The organism is Pseudomonas sp. 34 E 7, assembly GCF_900005715.1.
In the GTDB taxonomy this organism is placed as follows: Bacteria; Pseudomonadota; Gammaproteobacteria; order Pseudomonadales; family Pseudomonadaceae; genus Aquipseudomonas; species Aquipseudomonas orientalis_A.
The window spans coordinates 49,596-68,627 of the sequence record NZ_CVTX01000188.1; the positions used below are offsets into that span (position 1 = coordinate 49,596).

General features: G+C 58.7%; 18 protein-coding genes. 4 read left to right on the plus strand and 14 right to left on the minus strand.

The features are described from left to right. Positions 1-14 precede the first annotated feature (14 nt). From folP to rlmE, 3 genes are all read right to left on the minus strand, one after another. Positions 15-866 (minus strand): dihydropteroate synthase, encoded by an 852-nt coding sequence (folP, locus tag BFP96_RS26325; RefSeq protein WP_065937306.1) that lies wholly within the window; start codon positions 864-866, stop codon positions 15-17. Positions 867-874: 8 nt separating this feature from the next. Then, a complete protein-coding gene (gene ftsH / locus BFP96_RS26330; protein ID WP_057725015.1) occupies positions 875-2,785 on the minus strand; it encodes an ATP-dependent zinc metalloprotease FtsH in 1,911 nt (636 codons plus the stop codon). A 200-nt stretch (positions 2,786-2,985) separates the two neighbouring features. After that, positions 2,986-3,636: a 23S rRNA (uridine(2552)-2'-O)-methyltransferase RlmE gene (gene rlmE, locus BFP96_RS26335; RefSeq protein WP_065892263.1), complete on the minus strand. Its 651-nt coding sequence runs from the start codon at positions 3,634-3,636 to the stop codon at positions 2,986-2,988. Between the two features lie 105 nt (positions 3,637-3,741). Here rlmE and BFP96_RS26340 point away from each other — a divergent pair, with 105 nt between their 5' ends. Further along, positions 3,742-4,050, plus strand: coding sequence for a YhbY family RNA-binding protein (locus BFP96_RS26340; RefSeq protein ID WP_003176146.1), 309 nt, complete (start codon positions 3,742-3,744; stop codon positions 4,048-4,050). A 9-nt stretch (positions 4,051-4,059) separates the two neighbouring features. On the opposite strand, the gene BFP96_RS26345 is transcribed toward BFP96_RS26340, so the two are convergent. From BFP96_RS26345 to grpE, 8 genes are all read right to left on the minus strand, one after another. Beyond that, positions 4,060-4,464, minus strand: a complete 405-nt coding sequence (locus tag BFP96_RS26345; RefSeq protein WP_065892262.1) for an MFS transporter — start codon at positions 4,462-4,464, stop codon at positions 4,060-4,062. 28 nt (positions 4,465-4,492) lie between these two features. After that, on the minus strand, positions 4,493-4,969 hold the full coding sequence (gene greA / locus BFP96_RS26350; protein ID WP_057725061.1) for a transcription elongation factor GreA: 477 nt from the start codon (positions 4,967-4,969) through the stop codon (positions 4,493-4,495). 2 nt (positions 4,970-4,971) lie between these two features. Then, the gene (gene carB, locus BFP96_RS26355; protein ID WP_065892261.1) at positions 4,972-8,193 is read right to left on the minus strand and encodes a carbamoyl-phosphate synthase large subunit; all 3,222 of its coding nucleotides are present in this window, start codon (positions 8,191-8,193) and stop codon (positions 4,972-4,974) included. A gap of 105 nt (positions 8,194-8,298) precedes the next feature. Beyond that, positions 8,299-9,435: a glutamine-hydrolyzing carbamoyl-phosphate synthase small subunit gene (gene carA / locus BFP96_RS26360; RefSeq protein WP_057725011.1), complete on the minus strand. Its 1,137-nt coding sequence runs from the start codon at positions 9,433-9,435 to the stop codon at positions 8,299-8,301. 258 nt (positions 9,436-9,693) lie between these two features. After that, positions 9,694-10,500, minus strand: a complete 807-nt coding sequence (gene dapB / locus BFP96_RS26365) for a 4-hydroxy-tetrahydrodipicolinate reductase (RefSeq protein WP_057725010.1) — start codon at positions 10,498-10,500, stop codon at positions 9,694-9,696. Between the two features lie 10 nt (positions 10,501-10,510). Continuing rightward, positions 10,511-11,635, minus strand: a complete 1,125-nt coding sequence (gene dnaJ / locus BFP96_RS26370; RefSeq protein ID WP_065883934.1) for a molecular chaperone DnaJ — start codon at positions 11,633-11,635, stop codon at positions 10,511-10,513. A gap of 318 nt (positions 11,636-11,953) precedes the next feature. After that, positions 11,954-13,870, minus strand: coding sequence for a molecular chaperone DnaK (gene dnaK, locus BFP96_RS26375; RefSeq protein WP_065883933.1), 1,917 nt, complete (start codon positions 13,868-13,870; stop codon positions 11,954-11,956). Between the two features lie 102 nt (positions 13,871-13,972). Continuing rightward, a complete protein-coding gene (gene grpE, locus BFP96_RS26380; protein ID WP_065883931.1) occupies positions 13,973-14,533 on the minus strand; it encodes a nucleotide exchange factor GrpE in 561 nt (186 codons plus the stop codon). A gap of 254 nt (positions 14,534-14,787) precedes the next feature. Between grpE and recN the strand changes: the two genes are divergently transcribed. Further along, the gene (recN, locus tag BFP96_RS26385) at positions 14,788-16,461 is read left to right on the plus strand and encodes a DNA repair protein RecN (RefSeq protein ID WP_065937307.1); all 1,674 of its coding nucleotides are present in this window, start codon (positions 14,788-14,790) and stop codon (positions 16,459-16,461) included. Positions 16,462-16,546: 85 nt separating this feature from the next. Here recN and fur read toward each other — a convergent pair whose 3' ends face one another. Then, entirely contained in the window at positions 16,547-16,951 is a 405-nt protein-coding gene (gene fur, locus BFP96_RS26390; protein ID WP_003194220.1) for a ferric iron uptake transcriptional regulator, read from the minus strand. A gap of 98 nt (positions 16,952-17,049) precedes the next feature. On the opposite strand from fur, the gene BFP96_RS26395 reads away from it, so the two are divergent. After that, positions 17,050-17,577, plus strand: coding sequence for an outer membrane protein assembly factor BamE (locus BFP96_RS26395; RefSeq protein WP_057725005.1), 528 nt, complete (start codon positions 17,050-17,052; stop codon positions 17,575-17,577). Between the two features lie 56 nt (positions 17,578-17,633). Here the strand turns inward: BFP96_RS26395 and BFP96_RS26400 are convergent, their stop codons facing one another. Both BFP96_RS26400 and BFP96_RS26405 read right to left on the minus strand, forming a co-directional pair. Next, complete coding sequence (locus BFP96_RS26400) at positions 17,634-17,936, minus strand: RnfH family protein (protein ID WP_065937308.1); 303 nt, start codon at positions 17,934-17,936, stop codon at positions 17,634-17,636. Further along, entirely contained in the window at positions 17,929-18,363 is a 435-nt protein-coding gene (locus BFP96_RS26405) for a type II toxin-antitoxin system RatA family toxin (protein ID WP_065883925.1), read from the minus strand. The genes BFP96_RS26400 and BFP96_RS26405 overlap by 8 nt, the downstream gene beginning before the upstream one ends. A gap of 169 nt (positions 18,364-18,532) precedes the next feature. Between BFP96_RS26405 and smpB the strand changes: the two genes are divergently transcribed. Beyond that, entirely contained in the window at positions 18,533-19,015 is a 483-nt protein-coding gene (gene smpB / locus BFP96_RS26410) for an SsrA-binding protein SmpB (protein ID WP_003235073.1), read from the plus strand. Positions 19,016-19,032: the final 17 nt, after the last annotated feature.

Consider the following 19,032-nt stretch of genomic DNA (forward strand, 5'->3'; position numbering starts at 1 on the left):
GTGCTCCATCATTCTTATTCGGCTGATTCTACAGCGGCAATCATGCGCACCACGTCCACCGTCTCGGCGACATCATGCACACGCAAAATACGAGCGCCCTTGGTCATGGCAAGCGCAGCCAGCGCGAGGCCGCCATACAGCCGCTCACCCACCGGGCGATTCAGGGCCTGCCCTATCATGCTCTTGCGCGAAACACCGACCAGAAGAGGCCGACCAAGGGCGTGCAGGGCTTGCATATGCTTGAACAGGCTTAAATTATGCTGCAGGGTCTTGGCGAAGCCAAACCCGGGATCGAGAATGATCTTTTCAGCGCCAATGCCCACTGACGCGCACTGGGCGACTCTGTCAGCCAGGAAGCTGCTTACCTCGCCAACCAGGTCGTCGTAGTGCGGATTATCCTGCATATTGCCGGGTTCTCCCAGCATATGCATCAGACACACGGGCAGGCCGGTCGCCGCTGCGGCGTCGAGGGCACCGTCGCGCTGCAACGAACGCACATCATTAATCAGGCCCGCTCCCAGGCGTGCAGTTTCCCGCATCACCGCCGGCGTTGACGTGTCCACCGAGATGATCACATCCAGCTCGCGCGCAATGCGCTCGACAATCGGCGCCACCCGCTCCAGTTCCTCCACAGGAGAAACAACGCGGGCACCCGGCCGAGTCGACTCGCCGCCGACATCAATCAACGTCGCGCCGGCAGCCACCATCGCCTCGGCATGACGCAACGCGGCATCCTGCTGACTGAAGCGGCCGCCATCGGAAAACGAGTCGGGAGTTACATTAAGAATGCCCATGACATGCGTATGGGCCAAATCAAGAACCCGGTTGCCGCAAGGCAACCGGGTGGAGGACGACGCAGAAATCATTTCAAACCTTAATGGTCAGCCGCCGGGCCGCCGATCGGAGCTTCAGGACGTTCATTCTGCACCACTGGCGGAGTGCCCGAGGTACCCGAACCACCTTCCCAATCGCGAGGCTCACGAGGCGTACGCCCCGCCATGATGTCGTCGATCTGATCGGCATCAATAGTCTCGTATTTCATCAGCGCATCAGCCATCGCGTCCAGCTTGTCGCGGTTGTCGGTGAGGATCTGCTTGGCCGTGCCATAGCACTGGTCAATGATGCTGCGCACCTCGGAGTCGATCAGCTTGGCTGTCTCGCCCGAAAAACTGGCACTTTGACCGCCACCGCCACGCCCCAGGAATACTTCGCCTTCTTCCTCGGCATACATCAACGGACCGAGTTTCTCCGACAAACCCCACTTGGTCACCATGTTCCGGGCGATCTGGCTGGCGCGCATGATGTCGTTGGAAGCGCCGGTGGTGACACCGTCGAAGCCCAACGTCATCTCTTCCGCAATCCGACCGCCGTACAGCGAACAGATCTGGCTGATCAGCGCACGCTTGGAGAGGCTGTAACGATCCTCTTCCGGCAGGAACATCGTCACGCCCAAGGCACGACCACGTGGAATGATCGAGACCTTGTAGACCGGGTCATGCTCAGGCACAACTCGACCCACGATGGCGTGACCCGCTTCGTGATACGCAGTGTTCTGCTTTTCCTTCTCGGACATGACCATGGATTTGCGCTCTGCGCCCATCATGATCTTGTCCTTGGCCAATTCGAACTCTTTCATTTCAACGATGCGCTTGCCGGTACGGGCTGCGAACAACGAAGCCTCGTTGACCAGGTTGGCCAAATCAGCACCGGAGAAGCCTGGGGTACCACGGGCAATCACGGCCGGGGCCACGTCGTCGCCCATTGGCACTTTACGCATGTGGACCTTGAGGATCTGTTCGCGACCGCGGATGTCCGGCAAGCCCACCACCACCTGGCGGTCGAAACGGCCAGGACGCAGCAGCGCAGGGTCCAGTACGTCAGGACGGTTGGTTGCAGCGATGACGATGATGCCGTCATTCATCTCGAAACCGTCCATCTCCACCAGCAACTGGTTGAGGGTCTGCTCACGCTCGTCATGACCGCCACCCATGCCGGCGCCACGATGGCGACCCACGGCATCGATTTCGTCGATGAAGATGATGCATGGCGCGTGTTTCTTGGCCTGTTCGAACATATCGCGAACACGGCTGGCACCGACACCGACGAACATCTCGACAAAGTCAGAACCGGAAATGGTGAAGAACGGCACCTTGGCTTCGCCGGCAATCGCCTTGGCCAACAAGGTTTTGCCGGTACCCGGAGGGCCGACCATCAGTACGCCACGAGGAATGCGTCCGCCCAGGCGCTGGAACTTGCCCGGATCACGCAGGAACTCGACCAGCTCACCGACTTCTTCCTTGGCTTCGTCGCAACCGGCGACATCCGCCAGGGTGGTTTTCACCTGGTCCTCGGAGAGCAGGCGTGCCTTGCTCTTGCCGAAGCTCATCGGCCCGCCCTTGCCTCCCGCGCCCCCTTGCATCTGGCGCATGAAGAACATGAACACGGCGATAATCACCAGGATCGGGAAGCTGGCTACCAGGAGCTGGGTCCAGATGCTCTGCTGCTCAGGCTGCTTGCCTTCCACAACGACCTTGTTGTCCACCAGGTCGCCGATCAGACCGTTGTCCTGAATGGCCGGACGAATGGTCTTGAAGCTGTCGCCATCAATACGCTTGCCGGTAATCACGTAGCCATCAACCGCCACGCGCTCGACCTTGCCATCCTTAACTTGCTGGATGAAGTCGGAATAGTTGAGGGTCTGCGGCTCGTTAGGGCTGGAGAAGTTGTTCATCACCGTCACCAGGACAGCCGCGATGATCAACCACAGGATCAGATTCTTTGCCATATCGTTCAATTAACTACCCTCTGAAGCAAGCTCCGCTACTGGCGCGCGCTTCGCATGATATTCACCGGCCTAACTTACTACATTACCTACACCACTGGCAGGCGCCGTCTGTAACCCTTTGTGAAACTTTGACTACACAATAATCGTAAAGCTTCATGACGAAAGCGATATAAAAAAACCTATCGCCCTCCTCGAATCTCTCAAAAACGCTCTTCGCTCGCCGCGCCTTCAACGCCGCGAAAGCCGCGACAGAGCAGGTATTGCTCCCGAGACCTGTCCCGGGAAGAGTCAGGCTTGCGTGTCTGCACCTTGTCGAACAGCTTGCGGATGTTCTTGTGGTACTCGTCAAACCCTTCGCCCTGGAAGACTTTCACCAGGAAATCACCACCAGGACGCAGTACCCGACCCGCCAGGTCCAGCGCCAGTTCACACAGGAACATGGCACGCGGCATATCGACGGCCGGTAATCCACTCATATTGGGGGCCATGTCGGAAATCACAAGGTCTACCTGCGAATTTCCCACCGCCTCAAGAATCTCTGCGAGCACGGTGTCCTGGGTGAAATCACCATGAACAAAGGTCACATCCGGGATGCTGTCCATCTCCAGGATGTCTGAAGCGATCAAGCGGCCCTGCCCACCAATCAGACGACTGGTCACCTGGGACCAGCCACCCGGGGCCGCGCCCAGGTCAATAACGCTCATGCCGGGACGGATCAATTTGTCCTTGTCCTGGATCTCCAGCAATTTGTAGCTGGCCCGGGAACGGTAGCCGTCCTTCTGCGCCTTTTTGACGTAAGGATCGTTGAAATGCTCTTGTAGCCACTTAAGGCTGGTTTTGGAACGGGCCACGGGCCACCTCGAAAATAAAACGGGTCGTGATTAACTGGGCGGTCCCGGACTCGCTCGGGTAAACTGGCCGCCGCTTTTTACAAGATCAGACGCAGGGGTCAGATTATGCCGCTCACTCAAGAGCAGAAGAAACAGTACAAATCCATTGGCCACCATCTGAAACCAGTTCTGATTGTGGCAGACAACGGTTTGACTGAAGGTGTGTTAGCCGAATTCGAACGCGCACTCAATGATCATGAACTGATCAAGATCAAGGTCAATATCCTTGATCGCGAAGCGCGCCTGGCCGCCGTTGCAGAATTGTGCAAGGTGGGCAAGGCGGACCTGGTTCAGGTTATCGGCAAGATGGCGCTGCTGTATCGCAAGAATTTCAGCGTCAACAAGCAACTGTCGAACGTTCATCGCTTCAAATGATGACAAGGGTCAGGGGCGTGCTTCGCGCGCCCCGCCACTCCATCCCGGTGCGGGCTGTATAACCAGCACCAGGCCGGAGAACCCTAGCACAAGATAACTGAATAGCTGCCAGCGCAACGCTTGCGGCAGCCAGACATGCACGACGCAATACATTGCGCACGCATACAGCGCCATCAATAGCAGTTGGCCGCGAATATCCCGCCACAAACTCCCCAGGCCTTCAGCCTTGACCAGCACTAATGCCTGGAGGGTCACGCACGCCGCCGCAAAAGCCACCAGCAACGCACTGAGCAATTCGTCGATCTCATCGATCAGCAGCGGTGCCAGGCCAATCAAACCCAGCGCTGGCAGCACGCCAATGTGCAACAACCACAGGCCACCCACCCAAAGCATCTGGGAGAGCTGCCAAAGCATGGCGCCCGCACGAAGCGGGCGCCGTCTTTCAGATGTGACGAACTTCAACAATCTCGTACTCGATCACGCCGCCGGGGGTTTTCACAGACACCACGTCCCCTTCTTCCTTGGCAATCAAGGCACGGGCAAGCGGTGAACCGACGGAGATCTTGCCGAGTTTGAAGTCAGCCTCGTCTTCGCCCACGATGTGATAAACAACGCGCTCATCGGTCTCGACGTTGGCGATTTCCACCGTGGTGCCAAAAATCACCTTGCCGGTATGCGGGATGGTCGTGACGTCGATGATCACCGCATTCTGCATGCGGCCTTCGATATCACGGATCCGCGCCTCGACCATACCCTGCTGCTCGCGAGCAGCGTGGTATTCGGCGTTTTCCTTCAAGTCACCCAACTCGCGGGCCGTACCGATGTCCTGGCTCAGCTTTGGACGTACGACTTTGGTCAGATGGGCGTGCTCCTCTTCCAGGGCGCGAGCGCCCTGAACGGTCATCGGGTATTTGGTTATGCTCATGCCTTCAATCCTGCGTGTAGATCCTGCAAGCGACGCACGGTCTTTTCCGGACCGAACTTGAGCGCTTCGCAGATGGCTTCGCCAGCAGCAATGGTGGTGGTGCAGTAGATCTTGTGCTGCAAGGCATTACGACGAATGGAGTAGGAGTCCGCGATCGACTGGCGACCTTCGGTGGTGTTGATGATCAGGGTGACTTCGTCATTCTTGATCATGTCGACCACGTGCGGACGGCCCTCCGTCACTTTGTTCACGCGGCGTACTTTCAGGCCGGCAGCTTCGATCAGCTTGGCGGTCCCGGCGGTAGCCACGACTTCGAAGCCCAAGTTGATCAGATCACGGGCCACACCCGCAACCAGTGGCTTGTCGTCATCGCGCACGCTGATAAACGCAGTACCGCCGGTCGGCAGCACTTCGCTGGCGCCCATCTGGGCCTTGGCGAAGGCTTCGCCGAAGGTGTCGCCCACGCCCATCACTTCACCGGTGGACTTCATTTCCGGGCCCAGGATCGGGTCCACCCCAGGGAATTTGGCGAATGGGAACACCGCCTCTTTCACGCTGTAGAAGTTCGGAATGATTTCCTTGGTGAAGCCGATTTCCTTCAGGGTCTTACCGGCCATCACGCGCGCAGCGATCATGGCCAGGGACACACCGATGCACTTGGACACGAACGGTACGGTACGCGAAGCGCGCGGGTTGACTTCGATGACGTAGATGTCTTCGCCTTGCAGCGCCAACTGCACGTTCATCAGGCCGACCACACCCAGTTCCAGGGCCATTTTCTTGACCTGTTCGCGCATCTCGTCCTGGATGTGCGCCGGCAGCGAGTACGGCGGCAGCGAGCACGCGGAGTCACCGGAGTGAACGCCCGCCTGTTCGATGTGCTGCATGATCGCGCCGATCACCACGTCGGTACCGTCGCACACCGCGTCCACGTCCATTTCGATGGCGCAGTTGAGGAAGTGGTCGAGCAGCACCGGGCTGTCGTTGGAGACTTTCACCGCATCACGCAGGTAGCGCTTGAGCTCTTCTTCTTCGTAGACGATTTCCATCGCGCGGCCGCCCAGTACGTAGGACGGACGCACCACCAGCGGGTAACCGATCTTGCTGGCTGCACGGATGGCTTCGTCTTCGCTGCGCACGGTGGCGTTCGGCGGCTGACGCAGGTTCAGGCGCTCGACCATCTGCTGGAAGCGCTCACGGTCTTCTGCACGGTCGATGGCATCCGGGCTGGTACCGATGATCGGCACGCCAGCGGCTTCCAGGGCACGCGCCAGTTTCAGCGGGGTTTGGCCGCCGTACTGGACGATCACGCCTTTTGGCTTCTCGACGCGGCAGATTTCCAGTACGTCTTCCAGTGTCACCGGCTCGAAGTACAGGCGGTCGGACGTGTCGTAGTCAGTGGAAACCGTTTCCGGGTTGCAGTTGACCATGATGGTCTCGTACCCGTCTTCGCGCAGGGCGAGAGCGGCGTGTACGCAGCAATAGTCAAACTCGATGCCTTGGCCGATACGGTTCGGGCCGCCACCGAGGATGATGATCTTGTCGCGATCCGACGGCGCAGCTTCGCACTCTTCCTCATAGGTGGAGTACATGTACGCAGTGTCGGTGGCGAACTCGGCGGCGCAGGTATCAACGCGCTTGTAGACCGGGAAGATATCCAGCTTGTGGCGATGGGTACGCAGGTTTTTCTCGGTCACACCCAGCAGCTTGGCCAGACGCTGATCGGAGAAGCCTTTGCGCTTGAGGCGGAACATCAGGTCGCGGTCGATGGACGACAGGCCGAGGGTCTTGACCTTCTCTTCTTCCTTGATCAGGTCTTCGATCTGCACCAGGAACCACGGGTCGATCATGTTCATGCCGAAGATATCTTCGACGCTCAGGCCGGCACGGAAGGCGTCAGCCACGTACCAGATACGCTCGGCGCCCGGCACGGTCAGCTCGCGCTTGAGGATGCTCATGCTTTCCGGGTTGCTCAGGTCGAGCTTCTCGTCCAGGCCGCACACGCCGACTTCCAGGCCGCGCAGGGCTTTCTGCAGGGATTCCTGGAACGTACGGCCGATGGCCATGACTTCACCGACCGACTTCATCTGAGTGGTCAGGCGCGCATCGGCCTTGGCGAATTTCTCGAAGGCAAAACGCGGCAGCTTGGTCACGACGTAGTCGATAGACGGCTCGAAAGACGCCGGCATGGCGCCGCCGGTGATTTCGTTTTGCAACTCGTCCAGGGTGTAACCGATCGCCAGCTTGGCCGCGATACGCGCAATCGGGAAGCCGGTGGCTTTCGATGCCAGCGCCGAAGAACGCGATACACGCGGGTTCATCTCGATCACGACCATGCGGCCGGTATCCGGGCAGATGCCGAACTGAACGTTGGAACCACCGGTTTCCACGCCGATTTCACGCAGTACCGCCAACGAGGCGTTACGCATGATCTGGTATTCCTTGTCCGTCAGGGTCTGCGCCGGCGCAACGGTGATCGAGTCACCGGTGTGCACACCCATCGGGTCGAAGTTTTCGATGGAGCAGACGATGATGCAGTTGTCCTTCTTATCGCGGACAACCTCCATCTCGTATTCTTTCCAGCCGATCAGGGATTCGTCGATCAGCAGCTCTTTGGTCGGCGACAGGTCCAGGCCACGGGCGCAGATTTCTTCGAACTCTTCACGGTTGTAGGCGATGCCACCACCGGTGCCGCCCATGGTGAAGGACGGACGGATAATGCACGGGAAGCCCAGCTTTTCGAGAACCGCGTTGGCCTCTTCCATGCTGTGGGCGATACCGGAGCGCGGGCAATCAAGGCCGATGGACTTCATCGCCTTGTCGAAACGCGAACGGTCTTCAGCCTTGTCGATGGTGTCGGCGTTGGCACCGATCATCTCGACGCCGAACTTCTCCAGGACGCCTTCGCGCTCCAGGTCCAGGGCGCAGTTCAGTGCGGTCTGGCCGCCCATGGTGGGCAACAGCGCGTCCGGACGCTCTTTCTCGATGATCTTGGCAACGGTCTGCCATTTAATCGGTTCGATGTAGGTGGCATCGGCCATGGCCGGGTCGGTCATGATGGTGGCCGGGTTGGAGTTCACCAGGATGACGCGGTAACCCTCCTCGCGCAGGGCTTTACAGGCCTGGGCGCCGGAGTAGTCGAATTCGCAGGCCTGGCCGATCACGATCGGGCCAGCGCCGAGAATCAGGATGCTTTTTATGTCTGTACGTTTTGGCATGGGTTTGTCACTCAAATCCGCAGGTCAGTCGGCAAGCCGTCTTGAACATTCTTTGAAGAGCCTGCGGGAGCCACCGAAATTCGGGACCACCCGCAGGCCGCTCAGTCAGCGTCGCTTGGCCATCTCATTGATGAAACGGTCGAACAGCGGCGCTACGTCGTTCGGGCCCGGGCTGGCTTCAGGGTGACCCTGGAAGCTGAACGCGCTCTTGTCGGTGCGCTCGATGCCTTGCAGGGAACCGTCGAACAGCGACTTGTGAATCGCGCGCACGTTCGAAGGCAGGCTCGCCTCATCCACCGCAAAACCGTGGTTCTGGCTGGTGATCATGACAACGCCGGTGTCCAGGTCCTGCACGGGGTGGTTGGCACCGTGGTGACCGTGGCCCATTTTCAGGGTCTTGGCGCCCGAGGCCAGGGCCAGCAACTGGTGGCCAAGGCAGATACCGAATACCGGGATCTCGGTTTCCAGCACGTCCTTGATCGCCTGGATCGCGTAGTCGCATGGCTCCGGGTCACCAGGGCCGTTGGACAGGAACACGCCGTCCGGTTGCAGGGCGAGTACATCGCTGGCCGGGGTTTGCGCCGGCACCACGGTCACGCGGCAGCCACGCTCAACCAGCATGCGCAGGATGTTGTACTTCACGCCGTAGTCGTAGGCCACAACGTGATAAGGCAAGTCGGCGGCCTCGATAGTCGCGTGGCTGTCGGTCTTCAGGTCCCAGACAGTGGAGCGCCATTCGTACTTCTCTTTGACGCTGACGACTTTCGCCAGGTCCATGCCCTTCAGGCCAGGGAACCCTTGCGCTGCGGCAATCGCGGCCTCTTCGGAGATATTCTCACCGACCATGATGCAGCCGTTCTGCGAGCCTTTTTCACGCAGGATGCGCGTGAGGCGGCGCGTATCGATACCGGCGATCGCCACAACGTTGTTGGCTTTCAGGTAATCGGACAGCGACATCGTGTTACGCCAGTTGCTCGCAACCAGTGGCAGGTCACGAATCACCAGACCGGCCGACCAGACACGATCAGACTCGGCGTCTTCCGGTGTAGTACCGGTGTTGCCGATGTGCGGATAGGTCAGGGTAACGATCTGTTGGGCGTAGGAAGGATCGGTAAGGATTTCCTGATAGCCGGTCATGGCGGTGTTGAACACCACCTCACCAACGGTTTGACCGTCGGCTCCAATGGCTTCGCCGCGAAAAATGCTGCCATCAGCAAGGGCGAGTATGGCTGGCTTAGTCAAGAAGACCTCCCGTAAATAAAGCCTGAAAGGGCGATCGCAGGTTGCAAAAAAGCGGAGTGACGTATGGACACGTCACCCCGCTTCTTCACTGAATTATTCTGCGCGCTTTTAGTGGACACACTAAAGCTGTAGCTTACAGAAAAAGGCTTTTTTGGTCCACCGCTAATGAGCCTGAAAGGCAGGGGAATGCGACAGGGCGTCGCTTAGCGGGTAAAACGGGGCCCAAGCATAAGCTTGAGGCCCTGTTTAAGCTACCGATTAGTGCAGGTCGAGCACATCACGCATGTCGTACAGGCCAGGCTCGCGCCCTTCCAGCCAAAGCGCAGCGCGCACCGCGCCCTTGGCAAACGTCATGCGACTGGAAGCCTTGTGCGTGATTTCCAGGCGTTCGCCCTCAGTGGCAAACAGCACAGTGTGATCGCCGACCACATCACCACCGCGTACGGTGGCAAAACCAATGGTGTCGCGCGCACGGGCACCGGTGTGCCCTTCACGGCCATACACCGCCACTTTGGACAGGTCACGCCCCAACGCATCGGCGATGGCCTCGCCCATCCGCAAGGCAGTCCCGGACGGCGCATCGATCTTGTGACGATGATGGGTTTCGATAATCTCGATATCCGCCTCATCACCCAATACGCGAGCGGCCATATCCAGCAGCTTGAGGGACAGATTCACGCCTACGCTGAAGTTCGCTGCAAAGACGATCGGGATATCCTTGCCCGCCTGAGCCAGCAACTGCTTCTGCTCCACCGTCAAACCGGTGGTACCGATCACCATCGCCTTGCCTGCCTTGCGACAGAACGCCAGGTTTTCCAGCATCACCTCCGGCAGCGTGAAATCGATCAACACGTCGAACTCGTCGGCCACCTGCGCCAGATGACCGGACAACGAAACGCCGATACGGCCCAGTGAGGCCAACTCACCGGCATCCGCACCGATCAACGTGCTGCCCGGACGCACGATCGCCGCGGTCAGCCCGGACGCCGGAGAGCGCTGCTGCACGGCTTCGACCAGCGTCTTGCCCATGCGCCCGGCAGCGCCCATTACGGCTATACGTCGCATACTCAATTCCTTACAGGTCGCCGAAGAAGCGCTTCACACCATCGAAAAAGCCCGTGGTTTTCGGCGAGTGAGAGTCATCACCTTCCAACGAACTGCGGAACTCTTCAAGCAGCTCACGCTGACGGCGATTCAGGTTGACCGGCGTTTCTACCGCTACGCGACACATCAGGTCGCCGGCCCCACCACCGCGCACCGGCGCAACGCCTTTGCCACGGATACGGAACTGCTTGCCGGTCTGCGTACCCTCTGGAATCTTGAGTTTGACCCGACCGTCCAGCGTCGGAATTTCCAACTCACCACCCAGGGCCGCGTCGACAAAGCTGATCGGCACTTCACAGAACAGATGCTTGCCATCACGCTGGAAGATCGAGTGCTCGCGCACATTGATCACCACGTACAGGTCGCCCGTAGGCCCACCCTGAGTACCGGCTTCCCCTTCACCCGACAGACGAATGCGGTCGCCGGTATCCACGCCCGCCGGCACTTTCACCGACAGCGTCTTGTACTCTTCGACGCGACCTTCGCCATGGCAGGAATCGCACGGGTCGGAAATGATCTTGCCCTGGCCATGGCAACGCGGGCAGGTTTGCTGCACCGAGAAGAAGCCCTGCTGCATCCGCACCTGGCCGATACCGCCGCAGGTCGGGCAGGTGATGGGCGAAGAGCCCTTCTTGGCACCCGAGCCGTCGCACGGTTTGCAGTTGACCAGCGTCGGTACACGGATGTTGACGCTGGTGCCGCGCACGGCTTCTTCCAGGTTCAGCTCCAGGGTATAGCGCAGGTCGCTGCCACGCTGGGCCCCGCCACGCTGGCCACCACGACCACCGCCAAAGAAATCACTGAACACGTCACCGAAAATATCGGAGAAGTTCTGGCCACCAAAACCGGCACCGCCGCCACCCATGCTCGGGTCGACGCCGGCATGCCCATACTGGTCGTAGGCTGCACGCTTGTTGGGATCAGACAGACATTCGTAGGCCTCATTGGCCTCTTTGAACATTTCTTCGGATTCTTTGCTATCCGGATTACGGTCCGGGTGGTGCTTCATCGCCAGGCGACGGTAAGCCTTTTTCAGGTCCGCCTCGCTAGCCCCGCGCTCCACACCCAATACTTCGTAATAGTCACGCTTTGCCATAAGTCTTTGCACTCTTAAGGACGTTCGGCCAGACCCTCCTGAGCCTCGCCAAACTCGTTGAGCCCCAATGCAGGCCCGGACCCAACTCACGTCAATTCAACGATCCTGGTCATTACTACTTTTTAGCCGGCCACCCGACTAAAAACGCGGTATTTACTGCTCGGAAAGCAGGAGCATTCCCGGCCACACCGCCAGCACCCGAACGCTGTCGCATACTGTAAAAATTCGCATACCCCAGACACGCCAACGCGGGAGCAAGCTCCCGCGCGGCGACATCCTACCAGTCACCGCTTGTGAGCGGTCAACCGGGCGACCAAGTTACTTCTGGTCTTTGACTTCTTCGAACTCGGCATCGACAACATCGTCGTGCTTGGCTTCAGGCTCTGCTTGCTGCGCAGCACCTTCAGCCGGTTGGCCTTGTTCGGCGTACATTTTCTGGGCCACTGGCGCGGACACCTTCGACAGCTCCTCAACCTTGGCTTCGATAGCGGCCTTGTCGTCGCCCTTGATAGCGGCTTCCAGGGCAACTACAGCGGCTTCGATTGCAGTTTTCTCTTCGGCAGTCACCTTGTCGCCAGCATCAGCGACCATTTTGCGCGTCGAGTGAACCAGCGCGTCACCCTGGTTACGGGCACCCGCCAACTCGGCAAACTTGGCGTCCGCATCAGCGTTGGCTTCAGCATCACGAATCATCTGTTGAATTTCTTCATCAGACAGGCCGGAGTTGGCCTTGATGGTGATCTTCTGCTCTTTGCCGGTCGCCTTGTCTTTCGCGCCAACGTGCAGGATACCGTTGGCGTCGATGTCGAAGGTCACTTCGATCTGAGGCACGCCACGGGGTGCTGGTGGAATCTCGGCCAGGTCAAACTTGCCCAGGGATTTGTTCTGCGCAGCTTGCTTGCGCTCGCCTTGCAGCACGTGAATGGTCACGGCGCCCTGGTTGTCGTCGGCAGTCGAGAACACCTGGGATTTCTTGGTAGGAATCGTAGTGTTTTTCTCGATCAGCGCGGTCATCACGCCACCCATGGTTTCGATACCCAGAGTCAGCGGGCTGACGTCCAGCAGCAGCACGTCTTTCACGTCACCGGCCAATACCGCGCCCTGGATAGCAGCACCCATGGCAACCGCTTCGTCCGGGTTCACGTCTTTACGTGCTTCTTTACCGAAGAACTCGGTGACTTTCTGCTGCACCAGCGGCATACGGGTCTGGCCACCGACCAGGATCACGTCGTTGATCGCGCCAACGTCGATACCGGCGTCTTTCAGTGCAATGCGGCATGGCTCGATGGTGCGTTGAACCAGGTCTTCAACCAGTGCTTCCAACTTGGCGCGCGAGATCTTCACGTTCAAGTGCTTAGGACCGGTAGCGTCTGCAGTGATGTACGGCAGGTTCACGTCGGTGGACATGCTCGACGACAGTTCGATCTTGGCTTTCTCAGCGGCTTCTTTCAGGCGCTGCATCGCCAGCGGGTCACCCTTGAGGTTCATGCCGCTTTCTTTCTTGAATTCGTCAACGAGGTAGTCGATCAGACGAATGTCGAAGTCTTCACCACCCAGGAACGTGTCGCCGTTGGTGGCCAACACTTCGAACTGGTGCTCGCCGTCAACTTCCGCGATCTCGATGACGGAGACGTCGAAAGTACCACCGCCCAGGTCATAAACGATCACAGTGTGGTCGCCTTTGGCCTTGTCCATACCGTAGGCCAGGGCCGCTGCGGTAGGTTCGTTAATGATACGTTTTACGTCAAGACCCGCGATGCGGCCGGCGTCTTTGGTTGCCTGGCGCTGGCTGTCGTTGAAGTAGGCCGGAACAGTGATGACCGCTTCGGTCACGGTTTCACCGAGGTAGTCTTCGGCAGTCTTCTTCATCTTTTTCAAGACTTCAGCCGAGATCTGCGGCGCGGACATCTTGTTGCCGTTCACTTCAACCCAGGCGTCACCGTTGTCGGCCTTGGCGATTTTGTAAGGCACCATCTTGATGTCTTTCTGTACGACTTCTTCGTCGAACTTACGACCGATCAGACGCTTCACCGCGTACAGGGTGTTGTGCGGGTTGGTAACGGCCTGACGCTTGGCCGACTGACCAACCAGGATCTCGCCATCGTTGGCGTAAGCGATGATCGACGGCGTGGTACGCGCGCCTTCAGCGTTTTCGATAACTTTGGCCTTGCCGTTTTCCATGACCGAGACGCACGAGTTGGTGGTCCCCAGGTCGATACCGATAATCTTGCCCATGTTTGACTCTCCCGAAACTTGAATTTGGTTGCCGCAGCAGTTGTGGCTAACTGCGGTAGCACTTAATCGCTTGACTTATAAATGGGGGCCTTGCGGCGGATTTCAAGCCTGCTCATCAATAGAAGGCGAAACGGGTGCGGGAGCCTTGCTCACCACCACCATCGCCGGGCGCAACAAGCGACCGTTGAGCAGATAGCCCTTCTGGAATACCTTCAATACGCTGTTGGGCTCCAGGTCGTGGCTTTCCTGCATCGCCATCGCCTGGTGGTGCTCGGCGTTGAACGGCTCACCGCCGAGTGGATCGATGGCTTCCAACTGATAACGCTTCAGGGTGTCCTGGAACATTTTCAGGGTCAGTTCGATCCCCTCGCGCATCGGGCGGATGTTTTCGTCATCCGGATTGGACAATTCAAGGCCACGCTCCAGGCTGTCAATAATCGGCAGCAGGTCGTTGGCGAATTTTTCCAAGGCGAATTTGTGAGCCTTTTCTACGTCCTGCTCGGCACGGCGGCGGACGTTCTGCAGATCGGCGGCAACACGCAACGACTGATCCTGCGCTGCGGCCAATTGCTCTTCGAGCACTTGCACACGAGTACCGAGCTCATCACCGGCAGCCGAATTGGCGTCTGGCGTTTGCGTATCCTGCGTCTGTTCGTCAGCCATAGCTTTCTCCTTTCAAAATCATGCGCGAACTCAACTCGCGCTTCTGTTCCGGTATATGGGGCCACAATTTTCAGGTTCAAGGGCGCGGACGTTACCAAAAGTCTTTCGCATGTCTCGGATCATTTCCTGCCCCTACATTCCTTATTGAGCTAAAAAAAGCACCCGATCAAGCAAATCGAGCTAAGCGTCAGGATTGTCAGCCTCAAACAAAACACTGTATAAATAACCAGACCTAAAGCCTGGGAGCGGCCGTCATGCTCGTGCACCTGTCTGTACATAACTACGCCATCGTTGAACATCTGGATCTCGAACTGGATCGCGGCATGAGCGTAATCACAGGCGAGACCGGCGCCGGCAAGTCGATCATGCTCGACGCCCTGGGCCTGACGCTCGGGGACCGCGCCGACAGTGGCGTGGTGCGCCCCGGCGCCGACAAGGCCGACATCCTGGCCACATTCGATCTGGCGGATATTCCCGAGGCCGAGGCCTGGCTGGCCGAGCGCGACCTCAATAACGAAGGCCCGTGCATCCTGCGCCGGGTGATCACCGCCGAAGGACGCTCACGTGGCTATATCAACGGCACGCCCTGCCCCCTTGGCGATTTGAAAGCCCTGGGTGAGCTGTTGATTGATATCCACAGCCAGCATGAGCACCAGTCCCTGCTGAAAACCGATACCCATCGCCGGCTGCTGGATGAGTACGCCGGCGCCACCGAACTTGCCCGCCAGGTCCACCTGGCCGCCCAACGCTGGCGCCAGACGCGCCAGGAACTGGAACGCCTTTCCAATTCCGGCGACGAGCAACGCGCTCGCCACCAACTGCTCAGCTATCAACTCGAAGAGCTTGAAAGCCTGGGCCTGGGCGAGTCCGAACTGGAACAGCTTGAACAGGAACACAAGAACCTGACCAACGCCGAGACATTGCTGGGCATCTGTCGCCAGGTGATCGAGCAATGCAGCGAAAGTGATTCCGGCAATGTGCTTAACGCACTGACCGCGAGCCTCAATCGCCTGTCCAGCGTGACTAACGCATCCGGCTCACTGAGTGAAGCCACTACCCTGCTGACCAGCGCGCAGATCCAGGTGGAGGAAGCGGTCGGCGAGCTGAACCGCTTCCTCGATCATTTCGATGCCGACCCGGCGCGCCTGCAGGTAATAGAAGAGCGCCTGGACACCATCTACACCCTGGCGCGCAAACATCGAATCCAGCCAACCGAAGTGGCGGCAATGCAACAAAAGCTGCTGGATGAAATCGAGACCCTGAACGCGAACGACGAGTCCATTGAGCGCCTCGGCGAAGAACTCGCCTCCTTCGCCCGCCATTATCAGGAAAAGGCTCGTGAGCTGAGCGACCTTCGCCAACAGGCCGCTACCCGTCTGGCCGGTGCCGTGGAACAGGAAATCCAGCGCCTGGGCATGCCCGGCGGCCGCTTCACTATCGAGCTGCACGCCAATTCCAGCCATGAACTGCAACCCCACGGACTGGAACAGGTGGAGCTGCTGGTCAGCGCCAACCCGGGGCAACCGCTCAAAGCCTTGGCCAAAGTCGCCTCCGGCGGCGAGCTGTCACGGATCAGCCTGGCGATCCAGGTCATCACGGCGCAAACCTCGCGCGTACCGACTCTGGTATTCGATGAAGTGGACGTGGGCATTGGCGGGCCGACTGCCGAGATTGTTGGCCAGTTGTTGCGCCGCCTGGGCGATCGTGGCCAGGTGCTGACGGTGACCCACTTGCCGCAAGTGGCGGCCCAGGGGCATCAGCATTTGTTCGTGCACAAGGTGCGGGGCAGCGATGCGACGCGCACGGCCGTGTCCAAGCTGAACAAGTCGGAGCGCGTGGAAGAAGTGGCGCGGATGCTCGGCGGTATTGATTTGACCAAGGAGTCCCTGGCGCACGCGAAGAAGATGGTCGTAGCAGCGAAGGCCTGAGCGAGCATTTTCCCTCTTATATAAAGCACGAAGGCGACCCTGGGGTCGCCTTCGATCGTTGCGCAGAGCAAATCTGCGTCGTTTTTTACTTTTTCTTACGGATGTACAGCACCAGATTATGGTCAACCAAATCGAAGCCATGCTCCTCAGCGATCTTATGCTGCAGCGCTTCGATCTCAGGGCTGGTGAACTCGATAACCTCATTGGTATCCAGGTCAACCATGTGGTCGTGATGCCCGCCGTCGGCCAATTCAAACACTGCATGACCGCCGTCGAAATTATGACGAACCACCAGCCCTGCGGCTTCAAACTGGGTCAGGACACGGTAAACCGTGGCCAGGCCGACGTCTTCATTAGACTCCATCAGCGCCTTGTAAACGTCCTCGGCACTCATGTGGCGTTGCTCAGCAGAATCGAGCATTTGTAGAATCTTGACTCGGGGCAGAGTCACTTTGAGACCGGCTTTGCGTAGTTCGCTATTTTCAACCATGGTTAGCTTTCTCGCGGATGCTGCTTCGCAGCTTCTCTTAATACGGGTATGATCGGCGTTTACGTTGTCCCAGCCAAGATAGTGGAAGTCGCCCACCGATGCAAAACACCAAGCTCTTGCTAACCAGTTTCACCTTTGTGGGACTGCTCGCACTCGCCGGTTGTTCATTCCCCGGGGTTTACAAAATCGACATCCAGCAGGGCAATGTCGTCACGCAGGACATGATAGACCAGTTACGTCCGGGAATGACCCGACGGCAAGTAAGGTTTATCATGGGCAATCCCCTGCTGACCGACACCTTCCATGCCGATCGCTGGGATTATCTCTATAGCCTCCAGCCTGGCGGCGGTGAGCGCCAACAGGAGCGCGTCAGTGTCATTTTCAATGGCAATGACCAGCTTGTCAGCCTGTCCGGCGACTTCATGCCTGGCGTAAGCCGCGATGAAGCGCTGTTGGGCAAGGACAGCGGCACCAGCGTGACCGCCCCTGCGCAGGAAGCCGAGAAGCCGAAATCCGAGGTGCCGGCCAAGCCAGGCTCCTTGCTGGACCAGATCCAGAAAGACGTCGATGGCGTGGAAACCGTGCCTGTCCCGACGCCACAGCCTCTGGACACCAGCCCGCAGTAACAAAGCAACACTCAACAAAAAGCCCGGCATGCCGGGCTTTTTGTTGTCTGAAGGATTTATGAGTTTTGCTGCCTGATCTTCGCCGCCCTGGCCGCACGCTGCCTGCGTATTTCCTTGGGATCTGCCAGCAACGGCCGGTAGATCTCAATTCGATCACCTGGCTGCACAACACGCGCATCAGGGTCCGAAACCACCTTGCCGAAGATCCCCAGCGGGCAGTCAGCCAGCATCCATTGCGGAAACTGCTCAGCCATTCCCGACATTTGCACCGCCGCCCTCAGGCTCGTGCCCGCCGGAACCTTCACCTGCAATAAAACCTGGCGATCAACGGCGGCATGCACCACTTCAATCTCAACCATGCAGTTGCTTGGCCCGCTGGCAGAACGCATCCACCAGCGTATTCGCCGCCTGATTGAACAAAGGCCCCAATGTCGCGCGGACGATCGGCCCCGCGTAATCGAACGACAGATCCAGGCTGATCTTGCAGGCCTTGTCCGTCAGCGCCTTGAATACCCAGACCCCATGCAACTGGGTGAACGGGCCTTCCTGCAGATTCATCTCGATGGATTTTCCAGGCACCAGCACATTGCGCGTAACAAAATGCTGGCTAAGCCCACCCTTGGCTACGCCGACGCTGGCAACCATGTACCCGTCATCGCCCTCCAAAACCTCGGCAGTGGAGCACCACGGCAGGAATTCCGGGTAACGCGCGACGTCGTTGACCAGGTCATAGAGCGCCTGTGCGGGATACGGCAGCAGGGCCGAGCGTTGAATATGCGTCGTCATGTGAGCGTTATTTCCACAGCTGAGCGGGCAAACATCGCGAAACAACAGCCAGATCCGCGAGAGAAAAAAACCAGAGAACTGCCCGCATTGTCCGGGATTCGTCCAACACGCTCAAGCACGCAGGTTGACCGTAGCCGACACGCTCGCAACTCCCTATAATGCCGCCCCTATGGCTAAACAAAAGAAACACCCAACAGGGACCATCGCGCAAAATAAAAAGGCGCGACACGATTACTTCATCGAACATCGGTTCGAGGCTGGTCTGGTCCTGGCCGGCTGGGAAGTAAAAAGTCTGCGTGCCAGCAAGCTGCAGCTGGTCGACAGCTATGTGCTGCTCAAGGATGGCGAGGCGTGGCTGCTGGGCAGTCATATCACCCCGCTGACCACCGCGAGCACTCATGTAATTGCCGACCCGGTGCGCACGCGCAAGCTGCTGCTCAATGCCCGCGAGCTGGAAAAACTCGCTGCGGCAGTGCAACAGAAAGGCTACGCCTGCATCTGCTTGTCCTGGTACTGGAGCAAGCACCTGGTCAAGTGCGAAATTGCGCTGGGCAAGGGCAAGAAGGAATACGACAAACGCGACACCGAACGCGAGCGCGACTCCAATCGCGAATTGCATCGCGCGGTGCGTAACAAAGGCAAGGAAGACTAACCTTGTGACGATGCAGC

Bases quoted from the DNA above. Each gene is read 5' to 3' on its own strand.
- folP (WP_065937306.1), bottom strand. From the start codon at position 866: ATGATTTCTGCGTCGTCCTCCACCCGGTTGCCTTGCGGCAACCGGGTT.
- ftsH (WP_057725015.1), bottom strand. From the start codon at position 2,785: ATGGCAAAGAATCTGATCCTGTGGTTGATCATCGCGGCTGTCCTGGTG.
- BFP96_RS26340 (WP_003176146.1), top strand. From the start codon at position 3,742: ATGCCGCTCACTCAAGAGCAGAAGAAACAGTACAAATCCATTGGCCAC.
- BFP96_RS26345 (WP_065892262.1), bottom strand. From the start codon at position 4,464: ATGCTTTGGCAGCTCTCCCAGATGCTTTGGGTGGGTGGCCTGTGGTTG.
- carB (WP_065892261.1), bottom strand. From the start codon at position 8,193: ATGCCAAAACGTACAGACATAAAAAGCATCCTGATTCTCGGCGCTGGC.
- dapB (WP_057725010.1), bottom strand. From the start codon at position 10,500: ATGCGACGTATAGCCGTAATGGGCGCTGCCGGGCGCATGGGCAAGACG.
- dnaJ (WP_065883934.1), bottom strand. From the start codon at position 11,635: ATGGCAAAGCGTGACTATTACGAAGTATTGGGTGTGGAGCGCGGGGCT.
- dnaK (WP_065883933.1), bottom strand. From the start codon at position 13,870: ATGGGCAAGATTATCGGTATCGACCTGGGGACCACCAACTCGTGCGTC.
- grpE (WP_065883931.1), bottom strand. From the start codon at position 14,533: ATGGCTGACGAACAGACGCAGGATACGCAAACGCCAGACGCCAATTCG.
- recN (WP_065937307.1), top strand. From the start codon at position 14,788: ATGCTCGTGCACCTGTCTGTACATAACTACGCCATCGTTGAACATCTG.
- fur (WP_003194220.1), bottom strand. From the start codon at position 16,951: ATGGTTGAAAATAGCGAACTACGCAAAGCCGGTCTCAAAGTGACTCTG.
- BFP96_RS26395 (WP_057725005.1), top strand. From the start codon at position 17,050: ATGCAAAACACCAAGCTCTTGCTAACCAGTTTCACCTTTGTGGGACTG.
- BFP96_RS26400 (WP_065937308.1), bottom strand. From the start codon at position 17,936: ATGGTTGAGATTGAAGTGGTGCATGCCGCCGTTGATCGCCAGGTTTTA.
- BFP96_RS26405 (WP_065883925.1), bottom strand. From the start codon at position 18,363: ATGACGACGCATATTCAACGCTCGGCCCTGCTGCCGTATCCCGCACAG.
- smpB (WP_003235073.1), top strand. From the start codon at position 18,533: ATGGCTAAACAAAAGAAACACCCAACAGGGACCATCGCGCAAAATAAA.